This is a genomic window from Legionella bononiensis, assembly GCF_016786215.1.
Taxonomy (GTDB): Bacteria; Pseudomonadota; Gammaproteobacteria; order Legionellales; family Legionellaceae; genus Legionella; species Legionella bononiensis.
The window spans coordinates 85,832-104,580 of record NZ_JADOBG010000010.1; the positions used below are offsets into that span (position 1 = coordinate 85,832).

Below are 18,749 nucleotides of genomic sequence, written 5' to 3' on the forward strand. Positions count from 1 at the left end.
CGCCTTATATACCTATAGATAATTTTTTAACGGTACGACCGCCATAATACCAATTGACTATTGCCCGGGTATAAGTAATAGCTGTCAACATTGAAGTTAATAACCCTAAAGAGAGGGTTACAGCAAACCCGCGAACTGGACCAGTACCTACCGCAAACAAAATAATGGCTACTATTAATGTAGTCACATTCGCATCAAGAATGGTAGAAAAAGCACGCTCATATCCTGCATGAATTGCAGCCTGCGGAGATAATCCCAAACGCAACTCCTCTCGGATACGTTCATAAATCAATACGTTCGCATCAACGGCCATACCCACTGTCAACACAATTCCCGCAATACCCGGCAGAGTCAAAGTAGCGTCAATTATTGATAATAAGGCTCCAAGAAGGACTAAATTAAGCAATAAAGCGAAGTCAGCGATCAATCCAAACAACTGATAGTACACCAACATCAATACTAAAATCAGACCCATACCGACTTCCAGAGAAATAATTCCTCGACGAATATTCTCTTTACCCAAAGTAGGTCCGACAGTACGTTCTTCAATGGGATAAATAGCTGCAGGCAATGCACCGGCTCTCAGCAATAGTGCCAGATTACTGGCTTCCTTACTGTCAGTAAGACCAGTAATCTGGAAGTTATTTCCTAAAGCATTCTGAATAACAGGAGCACTGATGACTCGCTCTTCTCTATGTGTCACTCGTGTTTCAACACCATTAACCGTTTTCATTGTGTTTTTCGTTTCAACGTAAACTATTGCCATACGTTTTCCGATATTTTCACGAGTCACTTTAGTGAACAGACTTTCTCCGCCCCCACCTAATTGAATTTGTACTGCTGGAGTCGCTGTTTGCTGATCGAAACTTGATACTGCAGAAGTAATAGAATCACCGCTCAACACAACCTGGCGTTTCAATAGAATAGGATGTCCATCCATCATATACAATTTATCACTGACAGGTACCACACCAGTTTGTTTGGCAATCTGAGGATCATTTTCCTGATCAACCAGGTAAAATTGTAATGTCGCAGTGCCTCCAAGAATCTGTTTGGCTCTGGCAGCGTCCTGAATACCTGGTAAATCCACAGCAACGCGAGTGGCGCCCTGTTGCTGAACAACAGCCTCACCCACGCCTAATTCATTCACCCGGTTACGTAAAATACTCATGGTCTGTTCTATAGTATTCTGTCTAATGCTATTTAACTCCGCCGGAGAAATAGAGCCTAATACAGCATTTTTCACCTTGCTTTTTATAAAGACCACTTCTGGTATTTTTTGTTTCAGTTCAACCAAAGCATTTTCCATGGACTCTGCATCACGGAAGCGCAAATCTATTCCCTTATCCGGAACATATCGAATACCCGAATAACGTACACCAATTTCCCGCAGCTCCTGGCCAATACTTTTCATAATACCTTCATATCGGCGGCTGATTACACTTTCCACATCCACTTCAAGAAGAAAATGTACCCCGCCTCTAAGATCGAGACCTTGTTTCATTGGATCCGCGTGTATCGCTTGCATCCAATGAGGCGTCGTTGATGCCAGGTTCAACGCTACAGTGTACTGACTTCCCAAACTGTTTTTAATGACGTCCTGTGCCATTAATTGTGAATCAGTTGAAGAAAAACCAACCTCTACACCCTGATTTTCAATAATAAGCGACGTGTAATCAATCTTGGCAGCCTTCAACGCCTCTTCTACCTTGGCTTTTAAGGCTTCTTTATCATCAGCGTCTTCTGCTGAAATCTGTACAACTGGATGCTCGGTGTATAAATTAGGTATGGCATAAACAAATCCGATGACGGCAATAAGAATCAGCATCAGATTTTTCCATAGAGGGTATTTATTTTGCATTTGCGTGTCCCTATGACAAACTTAAAGAGATTTTAAAGTGCCTTTTGGCAATACGGTACTTACTGCGCCTTTTTGCATACTAATCTCAATACCTTCGGCAGGGCTGATTTTTATATATTGCTCATCCAAACTAACAACCTTGGCTAACATACCTCCGGTAGTTATTATTTCATCGCCCTTTTTTAAACGACTTATTAACTCACGATGTTCTTTTGCTTTTTTATTTTGTGGTCTGATTAACATAAAATAAAACAATACAAATATTGCAGCGATCATAATCAGCGAAAATGTTCCATCATTTTGTGCAGCTGGTGCCGTCGTTGTGGCTGCGGCTAATGCATCACTAATAAAAAAACTCATAAAATCTCCTCAAATCTACCATTAATTTATTGCATTCAACTTTAATCCCAAAGGTTATTGAAACTCCGATTAGAGGTCTATTGACGGTCGGGTTAAAGTCTATTGTTCAACAGCGTGACATCATATAGCGAATTGAACCTAAGGTAAATGAAAGGAATCAATTTCCGTTTATTTTCAAGTTGTACGTTGCGCCTGAAAGACATTATGTTGAATTAAAAATCGCTGGCATAATAATGGAGTATGGAAATAAAGATGGTGTAAATAAGCCTTGGTTAATTGCTGAGTGCAGGTTGGGCAGGCACAGTCCGGATCGATTACATCAAACTGCAATTCGGTGGAGGAATCGGTTAAATCCACAGTATCTGAACCAGAATATACTTTCCCCTGAAAGGCAGACAGCGCAGGTTCATCGGACTCAATGTATTCCACACCGAGATCACTCAGGCTATTTATTAAATCCAAATGAATCTTGCCGATCATATAACAAGGAAGATGCGTCCATCTGGACACATCCTCTGTAACGGATTGATTTGCATGTTCATCCACAAAATTAAAATAGACACCATGTGGTTTTTGACAAGCCTGATTGATCAAATCGTTTACTGGAATAAAAGGGATAATGGAGTTATCCAGGGTTTCCCAAAATTCGGGAGCATCATTTATAGTATTTTTGGGTACTATGAATACATCCGGTTTTAAATTGTTCACTAGTTCAAAGAGTTCAGCATAATTGAATTTTATCCTTGCTCCATCATAAGGTGAAATAAGAGTAAATAGACCTTCCTTATTAGCCAAAAGACGGGATGCATTTAAAATAACGCTACCAGACCACCCCCAATACGCGGCAAGATTATCTATTTTTTTCAATAAGTCGGCGCCGGGTTTTAATAATAAATCATCCAGATAACATGCAACTGTTTTTACATTAACCTCGCGCCAATTGGCTGAGGTGAGGCAGGATCCAGCTTCTGTCGTTACTACAGGTACATATTGTTGAACTTTGCCTGACATCACCAATCCCCTAACTATAATAATAGGCTTGTATCACCGTAACTAAAAAATCGATACCTTTTTTTGATCGCTTCCTGGTAGAGATCCATAGCTTGTTGATGACCTATAAACGCAGACACCAGCATCAGTAAAGTGGATTCGGGTAAATGAAAATTCGTCATTAAACCATCACATACCTTAAATTCATATCCCGGGTAGATAAATATATCGGTATCTCTGCTGCAAGGGATTAATTCACCCTCTCTGGCTGCACTTTCCAGACTGCGAAGTGCTGTTGTACCTACTGCAATCACCCTGTTTCCTGCAGCTTTAGTCGCTTGAACAGCAGCACATAACTCTGGGCTTAGAGTGAACTGTTCGCTATGCATTTTATGTTCTTTTATATTATCACAACGTACTGGCCTGAAGGTACCTGCACCAACATGCAGAGTGACATAAGAAATATTCACTCCCCTTGATTCCAAACTGGAAATAACGGCATCATCAAAATGCAACCCAGCAGTGGGTGCTGCTACAGAGCCGGCGTGTTTTGCATAAACCGTTTGGTAACGATCTTCATCCAATAATTCATCATTTCGGGTAATGTACGGGGGTAATGGAATATGTCCGACCGTATTTAAAAGAGATAAAGCGTCACAATTGGATTTACAGACAAATAAATCATCGTTTCTATCCAATATTTCCAATTGATTTCCTTGTTCAAGCTGAATGATGCCTCCAGCTTTCAATGCTTTACTGGCTTTAATATGGGCGAGAAATGTATTAGGACCAGTGATACGTTCAACTAACAACTCCACTTTACCACCGGATAATTTATGACCATAAAGTCTTGCCGGAATAACTTTACTGTCATTCATTACTAATAAATCACCTGGATTTAAAAAATCTGCGATTTCTCTGAATTGATAATGCCCATACTCACCTGATTGACGATTATAAGTTAATAATCGTGAATCACTTCTTTGCGCCAAAGGATATTGAGCGATCAGCTCTTCTGGCAAATCAAAATAAAAATCCTGCTTATTCATAACACAACCTGAAAATAAATTGATGGAATTATACACTGTTCTGCGCGAATTAAACCATTTTTCCAAGCTTAGGTGAAGAAAACTGAAAGAATTAGTCTCTAACTGCGGTTCAATCAACTTATCGCGAGATCTTCGAGAGGGTATTTAATTCCGTATCAGCATCAAGAATAGCTTTAACCCATCGCCAGGAACATCACAGCGGTAATTATCCATATTAAAGTACTGGTTAAATAAGGGTATTCATAGTGCTTATAGGTTTTCTTCACCAAATACAAATCCAACAACACTACAGGAACTACCGAGATTAGTGTCAATACAATGATTAAAACGAGTGGTCGAGCAATGGATTGGATAGGAATTAATCCTGCTAAAAAGACCACAATTGCATTTAATATTTCTTGATAATAATAGAAACCCCATAAACACAAATAATCAAAATTAAGAACCAGCCATGAACCTAAAAGTAAAGGAAGAAATAATTTAGCGCCTTTAATTGCAAATATTTTCTTAAAAGTCCTGATGAACTCCTGAGCAAATAAAATCATTATGGCGGCAGCAAATATAACCAGAGCTAGAGTTAATAACATGACTATTCCTTCAATACAGACCCAAGTGTAACAACAAATTATTATGCATAAGCCCCAATAAAATTAATACTACTATTATCAGGCAGGAGTGCCTAATAATACATTAAGAGAAGATTGGCTCCCATAAGGCACTTTATTGCCTCGCTTCCAGCTCTTCCCAACGAGCAAAATACCGGGATAATAACTCTTCTTCGTTCGCCAGTTTTTTAGTGACATCCGCTATAGTCTTTGCATCCTGCTGATAAAAATCAGCGGTAGCCATCTGTTGATGCAACGCTTCAATTTTTTTCTCCAGCACCTCTATCTGCTGAGGTAGTTTTGACAATTCACGCTGCTCATTGAAATTCAATTTATTCGCAGTGTTCGTTCGTTTTACTGTCGCTGTTTTGACTGCAGCAACGTCTCGCTGCTGTTTTTTATGCATTTTATAATCGTCATAACCCCCTACAAACTCACTAAACTTACCCTCTTCTTCATAAACCAGAACACTGGTTACTACCTGATTAATAAAAGCTCTATCATGACTGATCAGGATTAAGGTTCCAGGATACTCCATCAGCATTTGTTCCAATAACTCTAATGTTTCTATATCCAAATCATTTGTGGGCTCATCCATTACTAGGAGATTTACCGGTTTAGCAAAAAGTTTAGCTAATAATAATCTGTTTCTTTCCCCACCAGATAAAGAAGATACGGGTTGATTAAACCGATCAGGTGAAAATAAAAAATCCTTTAAATAACTGGCCACATGTTTTTGTTTACCATTAATCGTGACGTAATCAGCGCCGTCGCCAACATTGAACATGACGGTTTGATCTTCCAAAAGATGACGGCGTAATTGATCAAAATAGGCAACATTCAAGGAGGTCCCCTGTTTTATAGTTCCCGAATCAGGTTTCAGTTCGCCTAATAACAATCGAACCAATGTTGTCTTACCACATCCATTTGGACCAATAATCCCAAGTTTGTCGCCGCGTGTAAGCAGTAAAGAAAAATCTTTTAGAAGCAATTTATTACCAATTGTATAATTTACTTTTTCAGCTTCTATCACCATAGAGCCTGAACGAGTTACATCCAAAGCTAAGGATTTTACCGAACCTAACTGGTTACGGCGGGCTTTGTATTCCTCTCTTAACGCTTTCAGTGCACGAACTCGGCCTTCATTGCGCGTTCGCCTGGCTTTTACCCCGGTACGAATCCAGACTTCTTCTTCAGCCAATTTTTTATCAAACAAATCATTTTGCTTTTGTTCACTTAATCTTATTGTTTCACGTCTATCCAGATACGTTTCATAATCACATTCATGAAAATACAGTTTTCCTCTGTCTATCTCTACGATACGATTAGCTACCTGGCTCAGAAATTCTCTATCATGGGTTACTACTACGACACTACCGTTAAATGTTTTTAAATACGACTCCAGCCATTCGATTGCTTCAATATCCAAATGGTTTGTTGGCTCATCCAATAAAAGCACATCTGGAGTAGCTAAAAGTGCTGCTCCCAGTAAAACTCGACGTTTCATTCCACCAGACAAACTGACCATTTGCTCATTAATCGCAATACCTAAGCGACTTGCCATGGTTTCAATTTTTGGCAGCAGATCCCAGGCATTTAAATTATCCATTTGCTGTTGAATTATCGCCAGTTTATCCATGTCGTCCTGCTGGGACAGTTCATGAAACCGGGTTAATACCTCCCCCACTTCTCCTAAACTTTTTACAAGAAAATGATAAACGGACTCATCACCTGTAATAGGAACTTCCTGGATCAAACCTGCAATTCTTAACCCCGACAACTGATGCATCTGACCGCTATCAAGGACCAGATCACCTTGTAACAATTTTAATAAGGTCGACTTTCCAGCGCCATTACGTCCAACCAGGGCAATCCTGTCCTGTGGCTGAATTTGTAAATCAGCCTGATCCAGAATTCTATTACCAGCAATGATAAGAGTGGCGCCATTAAGTGAAATAATACTCATAAATAAACTCTGTATTGAATAGTGTATGTAGCCCGGTATTCATGGATAAACTACAGGAACTATAAATAAATGGGTTAGTACTACTTTTTATTACTTCTCAATAAATCCAGGAGATTTGAGCTCAAACGTAGTGAAAGATCTCTTGAAACCAGCATAGTACCTGCATTTGGAGATCCTTCACTGCGTTCAGGATGACGAAACTCAATCGTCATCCTGAACATCTGCATTAGTTACCGGGAATCCCTATTTTACTTGTCTCTTTAACACCAACCGATTCGCTTCCTGCACCATGTTAAATTGTGATAATACATTCATTCCCAGTAATACTGTATCATCATCCGCTCCAGGAATAATAACTGCTTTAATGTCTTTAAACTCAAATTCGCCAAAAGACATTTGCTTTAAGCGGGTTAAGGAACCTGTTACCTCTCCATTTGCAGTTGATATGGTAACCGGATATCGTCCAGTGATATGTACTTTTTTTGCAATAGTCTGAGGTATGGCAACCAAGGTTGCTCCAGTATCCACTAAAAACTCTACGGGAAAATCATTAATCCTGCCTTTAATCCGATAATGACCTTCCTTATCTGCACTTAATGCAAACTCACTGCGATTGGCAACATATACAGTACTGTCGGATTTATCATAATAATAAAAAAATAAAAACAAGCCTGCAAATAAAATAATCCAGACTAATAAAAACATCACACGCCCGGCACGAGCGTATTGATCGTCGCTCATAAGACTAACTGTTTGAAGCAGATAAAACCATTACACCATCCATTTCAACCTTTGAACCGCGTGGTAAAGCTGAAACTCCAATCGCTGCCCTGGCAGGATATGGCGCTATAAAATAACGACTCATTGCATCATTAATCAAAGGAAAATGGCTTAAATCCGTAAGATAAACATTAAGTTTCACAATATTCGCCAAACTGCCACCAGCAGCCTCACATACCGCGGTTAAATTTTCCAAAACCTGAGTTATCTGTAATTTAATATCATCACTACATAATTGCATCGTTTCAGGATCCAATGGAATCTGCCCTGAAAGATATACAGTATGCCCACATCGTATTGCCTGACTGTATGTTCCAATAGCTTCTGGTGCCAATTTGGTGTGGATTGCTTGCATCAATTATCCCCTTGTTTTTTTCTGTATAGACGCATCACTACTTTGTTTGCCCTTAATCGCCGCATCACTCGTGCCAAATGAGTTCGGTCGGTTACACTGATAGAAAAAGTAACGGCATTATGTCGACCGTCACGAGGATCAACATTAATATTACCTATATTAGAATCCGCTTCTGAAATGGCAGTTGCCAAGGCGGCTAAAACACCTCGTTCGTTTGCAACATCGACTGTAATATCAACCCAGTATTCCCCTTGAACCTGCTCATCCCAGCGGAGAGCAATGAATTGTTCAGGATGGCTGCGTGAACTGTTTAAGGACACGCAATCGCTGGCATGCACAATAATTCCCCTACCCTGTTGGAATTTTCCAACAATATTATCTCCAGGAATGGGCTGACAACATTCACCAAAGTGAACCACCATTCCCTCTGTACCTTTTATAGCCAAGGGGCGAGTTTTACTTACTTTATCCAGTTCATTCGTATCCTGAGTAACAACCAGGCGTTTGGCAATAACCATAGCCATCTGGTTACCTATTCCAATAGCATACAATAAATCATCCACAGTTTTATAATGCAAATCACTTAATAAAGCCTGCAACGACTCAGGTGGTATTTTGGCGTAATCACTTGAGAGTTCGATTAGTGATTGTTCTAACAAACGTTTACCAAGTACTATGGACTCAGCATGTTGCTGACTTTTCAAGAAATGACGAATATTTGATCGGGCTTTACCTGTCACGACAAAATTCAACCAGGCAGGATTGGGATGAGCACCGGGGGCAGTAATAATTTCAACAGTCTGACCATTGGACAAAGGAATGCTCAAAGGAACCAGCCGCCTGTTCACTTTAGCCGCGACACAACTGTTTCCTACTCCAGAATGCACGGTATAGGCAAAATCAACTGGCGTAGCGCCTTTGGGTAATTCCATGATATGACCTTTTGGTGTAAATACATACACCTCATCGGGGAACAAATCTATTTTAACGTTTTCAATAAATTCAAGCGAATTCCCTGTGCTGCGCTGCATCTCTAAAAGACTCTGAACCCACTCCCTGGCTCTTAGTTGTGCTTCATTTACTTCAAGCCCGGATGATTTATAAATCCAATGCGCCGCAACTCCATTATCCGCAACTTTATCCATTTCCCGAGTACGTATTTGTACTTCAAGAGGAACGCCAAATGGACCAAATAAAGTAGTATGTAATGACTGGTATCCATTCGCTTTGGGTATACCAATATAATCTTTAAATCGCTGTGGGACCGGTTTATAAGTGCAATGTAAGGCCCCTAATATTCGATAGCAGGAATCAATATCCTCAGTGATAACCCGAAATGCAAAAACATCCGTAATTTCTGTAAAGGATGCCTTTTTTTGACGCATTTTTCTGTAAATGCTGTATAAATGTTTTTGTCTGCCGAACACTTGCTCATAAGGAATGTTTAACTGCGCTAATGCATGCTGCAAATCTTTTTCAATAGTCTGGGTTAACTCTTTTCGATTACCCCGTGATTTTTCAACTGCTGATTTGATGGCTCTGTATCGCATGGGATATAAAGCCTGAAATCCCAAATCTTCAAGACCAACATAGATGGAATGCATCCCCAATCGATTGGCTATAGGCGCATAAATTTCAAGTGTCTCTATAGCAATCCGTCTGCGCTTGGCATAAGGCATAGCCCCCAAAGTACGCATGTTATGCAGACGATCGGCGAGCTTCACTATTATCACGCGTATGTCTTTAACCATAGCGAGAACCATTTTGCGGAAATTTTCTGCTTGAGCTTCTGCTTTGGATTCAAATTTGATTTTGGTTAATTTGGTTACACCGTCGACCAGGGCAGTGACGTCTTCCCCAAACTGATTGGTTAAATCTTCTTTACTAATGGAAGTATCTTCTACTACATCATGCAGTAATGTAGCCATTATGGTTTGATAGTCCAAACGCATTCTGGCAAGAATTAAGGCTGCGGCTACGGGATGAGTAATATAAGGCTCGCCAGATCGACGCATTTGGCCATGGTGTGCTTTTTCAGCAACCACGTATGCTTGGTAGCATTTTTCAATTTGCGCCTGCTCAAGATAGCATTTAAGCTCTTCATCGAGCTCCTTAAAGTAGCTCACGCAGTACTCCCTAATGTCCAACATGGCCATTAATACCTCTCGTTGCCCAAGTTACGTTCTTATGCTTCGCCATTGTTCCCTGTGCTTTGCATAAATACCGTAACTTGTACTTCAAGTAGTATGTATTTAAAGGACAAATCCTATTACTGCAAAGTCAACAAATACTTTTATTCTTTGTCCAAAATATCTGCAGTAACAAAACCTTCTGCAATTTCCCTCAATGCAACTACTGTCGGTTTATCATTTTCCCATTCAACCATTGGTTGATCGCCACGAACCGCGATTTGACGTGCGCGCTTGGTAGCAACCATAACCAATTCAAATCGGTTTGCAACGTGCTCCAAACAATCTTCTACTGTTACTCGTGCCATAAAATCCACCCTTAAGTTAAAGAACAAGTTGACCGTTAGCCCATCTCATCTAAGTTTAGGACTACTCTGTTATTCACACAACCGCATCAATGCCAGAGACAAAAGCATACACTTATCACAACTCCCTGATTAGATAACTGTTTTACTTGTATCTGGCTCAAACCCCTTATTTTACTGCTATGACATCAGGAATGAAAGCAATTTTGCTTGTTTATTTACCTGACGGTCAATTCGCAGGCGATCTGCGGTGACTATAGCCCTCAAATCCATCGCTGCATGTTCAAAAGTATCGTTTACGATCAAGTAATCAAATTCAGGATAATGACTCAGTTCATCTTGCGCCTTAATCATTCTATCACTGATTACTTCATCCTTATCCTGACGTCTGTTCATTAATCTGTGTTTTAACTCGTCCAAAGAAGGTGGGACAATAAATATACTCACCGCATGAGGAAAAGTATGTCTGATTTGCTCTGCGCCTTGCCAATCAATATCCAATACAATATCAATTCCCTGCTGCAATCGTCGTTTAATTTGCTCAACAGAAGTTCCGTACAAATGATTAAAAACCTGAGCATGTTCTATAAACGCATTGTCATTAACCATTTGCATAAATTTATCTTCGCTAACGAAAAAGTAATCTACTCCGTTTTGTTCCCCCGGCCTCATGGGTCGTGTGGTATGAGAGATAGATACTTCTATATCATCCAGCGTAGCGATTAAATTTCGAACCAAACTGGTTTTACCGCCTCCAGAAGGCGCTGCAACTATATATAAATTACCAGAATAATTACCAACCATAGTACTCACTCAATATTTTGTATTTGCTCACGCATTTGCTCAATTAATACTTTCATTTCTACTGCGCTCTGTGTTAAGTCCACTGAATCTGATTTTGAACTTAAAGTGTTCGCCTCTCTGTTTAATTCCTGCATTAAAAAATCAAGTCTTCTGCCCGCCACTTTGTCCGTATTTAGTGTACGGCGTACTTCTGCGACATGGGTTTGCAGCCGGTCAAGTTCTTCGCTTACATCCAGTCGTGCTAAAATCATGGCAATTTCCTGTTCGACACGTGATTCAGCTACTTCGAGTTGTATTGCATGTAATCGAGTCAGCAATTTGTCTTTAGTCAGACTTGCCAAATTCCCAACTATGGCTCGAGATCGAGTAATCTCTTGCTCCATCGCATGCAAACGCTCATCAACATGCAATTTTAATGCCTTACCTTCTGTAGATCGGGCTTGGACTAACTGCTCCACTGCATCCTGAAATAAGAGAAGCGCCTGTTGTCCCAATATTTCTATATCCAATTGACCGACCTGCACAACACCAGGCCAGGAAAGTACATGACTTACTGTCATATCATTAGCCAGGTGATGCGAAGCAGATAATGTACTGCTTAAGTCGACTAATGCATTTACCATACCTATATTTATAAGCATAGACTGATTATCAGAACTTGTATCGTGATACTTTAACTGACATTCCAGTTTTCCTCGATTTATTTTATCTCGAAGAGAGGCTCTTAAATTGGTTTCCAGAAAACGAAAAGCTTCTGGTAATCGAAATGAAACATCCAGATAACGATGATTAACCGACCTGATTTCCCAACACAGTGTTCCTGAATCAATCTGTTTTTGCGCTCGAGCAAAAGCGGTCATGCTCTGAATCATAAAAATACCTTAGAATAAACCTTGAGCGAATATACCCCAAATTAAGATAATTGGACAGAGAGAACTCATCATGGAGTTATTTCAAGCCCGGCTCAGGCACGTTCATATCCGCTGCGTTATTCCCAGAATTTAAACCTCCATTGGCAAACAAACTGAATCTGGCCATACACTCAGTCCATTTCGCGTGTTCTGCATCAGAAACCAGGGGACTTTGATGCGCGTCATAAGGAGATATTTTCTCTTTAATACGAATGAGTTCAGGAAGCAATTTATATATTAGCTCAATAACAAATGGAGCGATAAAAGTCTGTCTTTGAGTCCCCTGAACATTATTTTCGACTAAATATCCATTATTGTCTTTCAGCGGATTTCCATGCTCTATAAAGTTTCTTAGTACTCTTAAAACGGGATATCGTTCAAGTATGTATTGATTTCCGACCACAACCTGCAACTCTCTCACGCGATCCATATGTTGTAATAACTGACTCAAATTATATTCAATCGCATCTTTGTATTGATGATTTTTCGTCATAAGCTCAACATAGGTTAATTGACCATTCATCTTGTGATAGTTATCCCATTCCTCAAGAGTGGTCCGTTGTATATTAAGATTGAGGTACTGAATTTCAATAAGAAATCTCCTGATGTTTAATAAAGCATCAATAGCAGCATTCACACGTTTTAGTGGATTCAGTACATACTGTTCACAAGGAGCTTTGGTTAATTGAGAAGCCAGCTTTCGAATTTCATCCAAACCTATAAACTGGTTTTTTATCGCCGATTTTGCCTTGGTTTGTAACGCACGTTGGTTTATTCGTTCTTGTTTCGTTAAAACTCCCGCACTCACGGCCTTCTTCATAATCCCCTTTAGACTTTTATTAAGAAGCCTGTCTTCCTTTGCTTTAGGTAAATACGAGCATATGTGCCCTTGTACTTTCTGATCGGGTATAGGATCACTTCCATCGAATAGTCCCTGACAGCTCGTGAGTACATCCTCTGGAGCCTTCTTGTCTTTTAATGCCTTAATAAATTGTTGTTGTTCTTCCAGAGAAACTCTTCGAACTGGAGCCGGTTTGATAATTGTGGGTATTGGCGCAGGACTGTTTTCATGAACATCTAAAATACTCTTCCAACGCAGTTCGGGATCTCCGGTATATAGCCCCATTTTCTTTTCGCGTAATTCAACTAAACGATATAATCTGGACCAGAAATAACTTAATTCCTCACCAACAATGTGTTTTAACCGAGGGATATCGTTCAGAAGCATATCCACTTTATGTTTATTATCCCCTTCCTCCTGATGCGTGATGATATCTCTTAACGTAATAAATGACTGCCAATCCACAGTATTATCAAGTTTGCACAAAAAACTGGAGAAATTCTTCCCCGTAAACTGCTCTCCAATCAACTGAAGTCGACGAAGGGCTGCATGTTGTCCTGCGAGCGATGTTAAATCGAATCTGTTTTGATATCGACTTCTCGGTCCTGCAGTAGCTTTCAGCAGTGACAAATTATAACTTCGTTCTGAAAGCCCAGTCATCGAGACAGGCTCATTTTCAGAATAATTCATCAAATTAATTAAATTAACTAGCGTAAAATTATCTTTTAAATGACTGGTTAATGCTTTAATATTCTTCAATTGCAATGGAACAAGCATAGTATTCGATGAGTTTTTCATCACTGCGACAAGATGTTCAAAAAGCAGTTTTAAAGAAGGCAGATCATTTTTGACGACATAGGGAATGGCCTCTTCAACTAATAATTCAAAATCAGCGTTCTCTATAACAAATCGATGAATGGACCCCAAATGCTGAGAAAGATCGTTTAATTGCTCGCTGTCGTTCACCACGCCAATTGGAATAAAATAAGCCTTTTTCCTTTCGTCATTTTTGATGAGACCACCAAACTGTTCGAGAGTTACCCAAGTCAATGAAGCAGGTAACAAGTATTTACTGTATTCATTGCGAAATGCCCCTGACAAGTTATGAACAGTAGAGCAAACCATCTCCAGAACCTGTCTTGCCCGCGTAATACATTGCAGCTTGAAAACATCTCTATCAAATAGCGTCACGCCGGGCACCAATGTATCCAACATAGTCTCATTTCGATAGATATTCATCAGATGAGTAATCGCACCAATCATAAACTCCAGACGATAAACATCAAATTTAGCATTTTCACCACCATGAGCCCGGCTTTCTTTTGTTGGCAGTCGCGTGTCATCCTCATAGAGGGCTTTAATTCTATTGTAGGACTCTTTATCCAGAAAAGGATTAAGTTTCTTTAAAGAGTTCAACAGTTTGGCTTGAAATATCTGACTCGGAGTCTTATTCCCAGAGACAGGAATATCTGGATTGGCTCCGGAATTGCTCAGTAAATGATACAAATCAATATTATTATTGATAATCGCGTACCCGATTGGAGTCATTCCATCTCCAAGATATTTTTTATTCACATCAATAGGAAGTTGTTTACTGTAACTCAGGATTACTGATATCAATTTCAGCTGAGATTTATTTTCTGGTTTACAATATTGACAAGCTAGTTGCAGAGCCCGATTGTATTTTTCCTTTTTTAGTTCAGATAATATTTGATTCTTTTTAACTATCTGAGCGCTCTTGAATAAGTTATTCACTTGACCTAGTAATTGAGCATGGGCTGGTAATGGCATATGTAGAACTCCAAACAACAACTTGAAATGAGACAGCCGCCCCATTTTTGTATTTAAAAAATGACAAAAAGATAAAAAAACTGTCAATGATACATGTGTGCATAAATATTTCAATATGGGATATATTATAACGATTAAATTTATTTTATTCTTAACAGCTAATTGATGACCAACTATTCCACATTCATGGGTGCATCACAGTCATTTAAGAGCTATACTCCCCATTTTTTTGAGGATTAAGTAATGCGCCCCAGTAACCGAGAACCCAATCAACTTCGCCCTATTAAAATCACTCGTAATTTTACGAATCACGCTGAAGGATCTGTATTTGTTGAGTTTGGACAAACCAGAGTATTGTGTAACGCCTCGGTAATTGAAGGAGTTCCTCGATTCCTTAAAGGTAAGAACCAAGGCTGGGTAACTGCTGAATACGGAATGCTTCCCAGAGCAACTCACAGCAGAACAGAACGTGAAGCCAGCAAAGGCAAGCAAGGCGGAAGAACGCTTGAAATTCAACGATTGATCGGCCGATCCCTCAGAGCCTGTATGGATTTAAAAGTCATTGGTGAGAATACTATTACTTTGGATTGTGATGTGATTCAGGCTGACGGTGGGACGCGAACTGCAGCAATTACTGGCGCCTGTGTGGCCATGAGAGATGCGATCAACTGGATGGTACAACGTGAAAAAATACGTAAAATGCCTGCCTTTAATTACGTTGCAGCTGTATCTGTGGGTATCTATAGAGGTCAACCTGTACTTGATTTAGATTATGCAGAAGATGTTCTCGCTGAAACCGACATGAATGTGGTCATGAATGAAGCAGGTCATTTTATTGAGGTTCAGGGAACTGCGGAAGACCAATTTTTTAATCGCGATCAACTGAACAGTATGCTTGCACTTGCAGAAAGTGGAATACCACAATTAATTGAACTGCAAAAAAACGCCTGATTTCTTAGGAAATTACGTCATCCTGAACGCAGTGAAGGATCTCCAGATGCAGGCACAGCTCCACGTCCAAGAGATCCCTCGTTTCACTCGGGATGACGGTTGTTTTATTAAGTCATCCTGAACGCAGTGAAGGATATCCAGATACAGGCACAGTTCCACATCCAGGAGATCCCTCGTTTCACTCGGGATGACGGTTGTTTTATTACGTCATCCTGAACGCAGTGAAGGATCTCCAGATGCAGGCACAGTTCCACATTCAGGAGATGCCTCGTTTCACTCGGGATGACGGTTGTTTCATTACGTCATCCTGAATGCAATGAATGCATCTGTTCTCTAAAACAAAGTTTTATTTATAGCTGCTTCCTGTGCCGTATGTCGGGATATGATGTTATTGTTTACCAGCTCCGTCAAATGCTGATCCAGAGTTTGCATTCCTTTAGCCTGACCGGTTTGAATTGAAGAATACATTTGAGCTACTTTATCTTCTCGTATCAGGTTACGTATAGCACCAGTACACAACATAATCTCCAAGGCAGCGACCCGGCCACCATTATTTTTTTTCAATAAACTTTGCGCGACAACAGCTTGTAGGGATTCTGATAACATGGAGCGGACCATGGACTTTTCTTCTGCAGGAAATACATCGATTATTCTGTTGATTGTTTTGGTTGCTGAATTGGTGTGCAAAGTTCCAAAGACCAAATGCCCTGTTTCTGCAGCGGTCATTGCCAAGCGAATCGTTTCCAGATCCCGTAACTCCCCAACCAGAATAATATCCGGATCTTCACGCAAAGCGGATCGTAATGCCGCGTTAAAACTAAGAGTATCCTTATGGACTTCCCGTTGGTTAACAAGACATTTTTTGCTCTGATGCACGAATTCAATAGGATCTTCAACAGTCAGGATATGCTCATATCGAGAAGAATTGATGTAATCGATAATCGCTGCGAGAGTGGTACTCTTACCAGAACCCGTTGGTCCAGTAACCAAAACCAATCCTCTGGAAAAACAGGCCATTTCTTTAAAAATCGGAGGCAAATTCAAATCTTCCATACTTAATATAGTCGAAGGAATAGTACGAAATACTGCTGCAGCACCTCGTGCTTGATTGAATGCATTAACCCTGAACCGTGCCAGGTTATTAATTTCGAAAGAAAAATCCGTTTCCAGGAACTCTTCATATTCCTTTCTCTGCCTGTCATTCATAATATCGTATATTATTTTTATAACGTCTTTATGATCCAAAGCAGGCAAATTAATTTTACGCAGATCCCCATCGACACGTATCATTGGCGGCAATCCAGAGGATATGTGTAAATCTGATGATTTGTTCTTAACGGAAAAGGCTAATAATTCTGCTATATCCATGCTCAAATGTCCTGATCAATCAACCCATTGTTACTAGAAGATTAGCTCAGTAATGGTTACACAGCAAACATTGTGGGACTGCCTACTATTTTGATATGGTTAGATTTTTACATTTGTTGTGATTACCCTATGAATATGAGTAACAATATTGAGACAATTAGAGGCAAGATTACTCAAACTGAAATATCTGAAAACAGAACGCCGGGGTCTGTATTATTATTGGCAGTCAGCAAACAACAAAACATTGATTCAATCACTGAGGCATTCAGAAATGGTATTAGAGATTTTGGTGAAAATTATTTCCAGGAAGCAGAAGCTAAAATTTCTCAACTAAAACACTTACCCATCTGTTGGCATTTTATCGGCCCAATTCAAAGCAATAAAGCCAAAGGCATTGCCTCACTGTTTGATTGGGTTCATAGTCTTGATCGAATTAAAATTGCCAAACTGCTCAGTGAGTTCAGACCAAAAGATCGAACACCGCTGAATGTATGCCTGCAAATTAATCTGGCAGGAGAACAGACCAAATCCGGAGTACTTGGTGATGAAGCCATGGATTTGGCTTTTGCTGTAAGTCAAATACCCAATATTAATTTAAAAGGCTTGATGACAATTCCACCACCATTAAAAGATCCCGACAAACAATATCATCTGTTCCTCGAACTGAACCAACTCATGCACTCTATAAATCATAAGTTAAATCTTAATATGGATACTTTATCGATGGGGATGAGCGATGATTTGGTTCCGGCAATCAAGGCAGGAGCAACCATAGTTCGTATTGGCAGAGCAATTTTTGGTGAACGAAAAGGAACATCACTATGAATATCAGTTTTATCGGATTCGGAAATATGGCAAAAGCAATTGCCCGTGGTTTGAGTCAACAGGATTCATTGACAATATCCGCTGCATCCCCTTCCTTAACGATTGGAATAAATCAGGAAGGCATTCAAACGCATCATGATAATAAGGAAGTGATCAAAAACGCAGACATTATTATTTTGGCCGTCAAACCCATGCAAATGAGTACCGTACTTAAAGAAATTACCCCTCTTATTCCACAACATTGTCTACTTATCTCTGTAGCTGCCGGATTAAGTCTTTCCTGGTTTGCTCAATACTGCAAGAGGAATCAGGCAATTATACGTACCATGCCTAACACCCCTGCCGCAATTGGTCTTGCCGCAACGCCAATGATAGCCAATGACGTAACTACAGAACAGCAGAAACACTGGGCTGAACTCATTTTTTCTAAAATTGGATTAACTACCTGGGCTTTTAACGAAGATGAAATGGATACCTATACCGCTTTGTCAGGAAGTGGTCCTGCCTATGTCTTCCTCTTTATGGAAGCAATGATAGATGCCGCTGTAAACCTGGGCCTGGATCCGCAAATTGCCAAAACATTTACCCTGCAAACATTTACGGGCGCGGTTAATTTAGCTCATAATAACGATTTAAGTTTATCCCAGTTAAGAACAAAGGTAACATCACCAGGAGGTACAACAGCAGCTGCTGTAAGCATACTACATGAGCAATTGAACACTCTGGTCTTTGCGGCGATGAACGCTGCGAAACAACGCGCACATGAATTAGGGAAGGTATAACAATATAGCTTTCGTA

General features: G+C 40.0%; 17 protein-coding genes. 3 read left to right on the forward strand and 14 right to left on the reverse strand.

From position 1 onward, the window contains the following. Positions 1-4 precede the first annotated feature (4 nt). The 13 genes from secD to IZU94_RS05805 all read right to left on the reverse strand — a co-directional run bounded on the left by secD (position 5) and on the right by IZU94_RS05805 (position 14,807). The gene (gene secD, locus IZU94_RS05745; protein ID WP_203108859.1) at positions 5-1,861 is read right to left on the reverse strand and encodes a protein translocase subunit SecD; all 1,857 of its coding nucleotides are present in this window, start codon (positions 1,859-1,861) and stop codon (positions 5-7) included. 21 nt (positions 1,862-1,882) lie between these two features. Next, a complete protein-coding gene (yajC, locus tag IZU94_RS05750; protein ID WP_058475187.1) occupies positions 1,883-2,221 on the reverse strand; it encodes a preprotein translocase subunit YajC in 339 nt (112 codons plus the stop codon). A gap of 174 nt (positions 2,222-2,395) precedes the next feature. Next, positions 2,396-3,232 (reverse strand): tRNA guanosine transglycosylase family protein, encoded by an 837-nt coding sequence (locus IZU94_RS05755; RefSeq protein ID WP_203108861.1) that lies wholly within the window; start codon positions 3,230-3,232, stop codon positions 2,396-2,398. 14 nt (positions 3,233-3,246) lie between these two features. Next, positions 3,247-4,260: a tRNA preQ1(34) S-adenosylmethionine ribosyltransferase-isomerase QueA gene (queA, locus tag IZU94_RS05760; RefSeq protein ID WP_203108864.1), complete on the reverse strand. Its 1,014-nt coding sequence runs from the start codon at positions 4,258-4,260 to the stop codon at positions 3,247-3,249. A 173-nt stretch (positions 4,261-4,433) separates the two neighbouring features. Further along, complete coding sequence (locus IZU94_RS05765; protein WP_203108866.1) at positions 4,434-4,847, reverse strand: hypothetical protein; 414 nt, start codon at positions 4,845-4,847, stop codon at positions 4,434-4,436. A gap of 133 nt (positions 4,848-4,980) precedes the next feature. Beyond that, positions 4,981-6,831, reverse strand: coding sequence for an ATP-binding cassette domain-containing protein (locus IZU94_RS05770; protein WP_203108868.1), 1,851 nt, complete (start codon positions 6,829-6,831; stop codon positions 4,981-4,983). A gap of 243 nt (positions 6,832-7,074) precedes the next feature. After that, a complete protein-coding gene (locus tag IZU94_RS05775) occupies positions 7,075-7,572 on the reverse strand; it encodes a retropepsin-like aspartic protease family protein (RefSeq protein ID WP_203108870.1) in 498 nt (165 codons plus the stop codon). A gap of 4 nt (positions 7,573-7,576) precedes the next feature. After that, a complete protein-coding gene (locus tag IZU94_RS05780) occupies positions 7,577-7,966 on the reverse strand; it encodes a RidA family protein (RefSeq protein WP_203108872.1) in 390 nt (129 codons plus the stop codon). Next, entirely contained in the window at positions 7,966-10,092 is a 2,127-nt protein-coding gene (gene spoT, locus IZU94_RS05785) for a bifunctional GTP diphosphokinase/guanosine-3',5'-bis pyrophosphate 3'-pyrophosphohydrolase (protein WP_058475195.1), read from the reverse strand. The genes IZU94_RS05780 and spoT overlap by 1 nt, the downstream gene beginning before the upstream one ends. Positions 10,093-10,259: 167 nt before the next feature. Next, positions 10,260-10,463 (reverse strand): DNA-directed RNA polymerase subunit omega, encoded by a 204-nt coding sequence (gene rpoZ, locus IZU94_RS05790; RefSeq protein WP_115148690.1) that lies wholly within the window; start codon positions 10,461-10,463, stop codon positions 10,260-10,262. Between the two features lie 177 nt (positions 10,464-10,640). Next, the gene (gene gmk / locus IZU94_RS05795; protein ID WP_203108874.1) at positions 10,641-11,264 is read right to left on the reverse strand and encodes a guanylate kinase; all 624 of its coding nucleotides are present in this window, start codon (positions 11,262-11,264) and stop codon (positions 10,641-10,643) included. A 5-nt stretch (positions 11,265-11,269) separates the two neighbouring features. After that, complete coding sequence (locus IZU94_RS05800) at positions 11,270-12,136, reverse strand: YicC/YloC family endoribonuclease (RefSeq protein WP_203108876.1); 867 nt, start codon at positions 12,134-12,136, stop codon at positions 11,270-11,272. A 76-nt stretch (positions 12,137-12,212) separates the two neighbouring features. Beyond that, positions 12,213-14,807: a hypothetical protein gene (locus IZU94_RS05805; protein WP_203108878.1), complete on the reverse strand. Its 2,595-nt coding sequence runs from the start codon at positions 14,805-14,807 to the stop codon at positions 12,213-12,215. Positions 14,808-15,050: 243 nt separating this feature from the next. Between IZU94_RS05805 and rph the strand changes: the two genes are divergently transcribed. Then, entirely contained in the window at positions 15,051-15,758 is a 708-nt protein-coding gene (gene rph / locus IZU94_RS05810; protein ID WP_203108880.1) for a ribonuclease PH, read from the forward strand. A 333-nt stretch (positions 15,759-16,091) separates the two neighbouring features. Here the strand turns inward: rph and IZU94_RS05815 are convergent, their stop codons facing one another. After that, on the reverse strand, positions 16,092-17,126 hold the full coding sequence (locus IZU94_RS05815) for a type IV pilus twitching motility protein PilT (RefSeq protein WP_058475200.1): 1,035 nt from the start codon (positions 17,124-17,126) through the stop codon (positions 16,092-16,094). 129 nt (positions 17,127-17,255) lie between these two features. Here IZU94_RS05815 and IZU94_RS05820 point away from each other — a divergent pair, with 129 nt between their 5' ends. Together IZU94_RS05820 and proC are read left to right on the forward strand one after the other, a co-directional pair. Next, positions 17,256-17,951 carry a YggS family pyridoxal phosphate-dependent enzyme gene (locus IZU94_RS05820; protein WP_203108882.1) on the forward strand — a complete coding sequence of 232 codons (696 nt, stop codon included), beginning with the start codon at positions 17,256-17,258 and terminating at the stop codon, positions 17,949-17,951. Continuing rightward, positions 17,948-18,733 (forward strand): pyrroline-5-carboxylate reductase, encoded by a 786-nt coding sequence (proC, locus tag IZU94_RS05825; RefSeq protein ID WP_203108884.1) that lies wholly within the window; start codon positions 17,948-17,950, stop codon positions 18,731-18,733. Before IZU94_RS05820 ends, proC begins: the two co-directional genes overlap by 4 nt. The last annotated feature ends 16 nt before the right edge of the window (positions 18,734-18,749 follow it).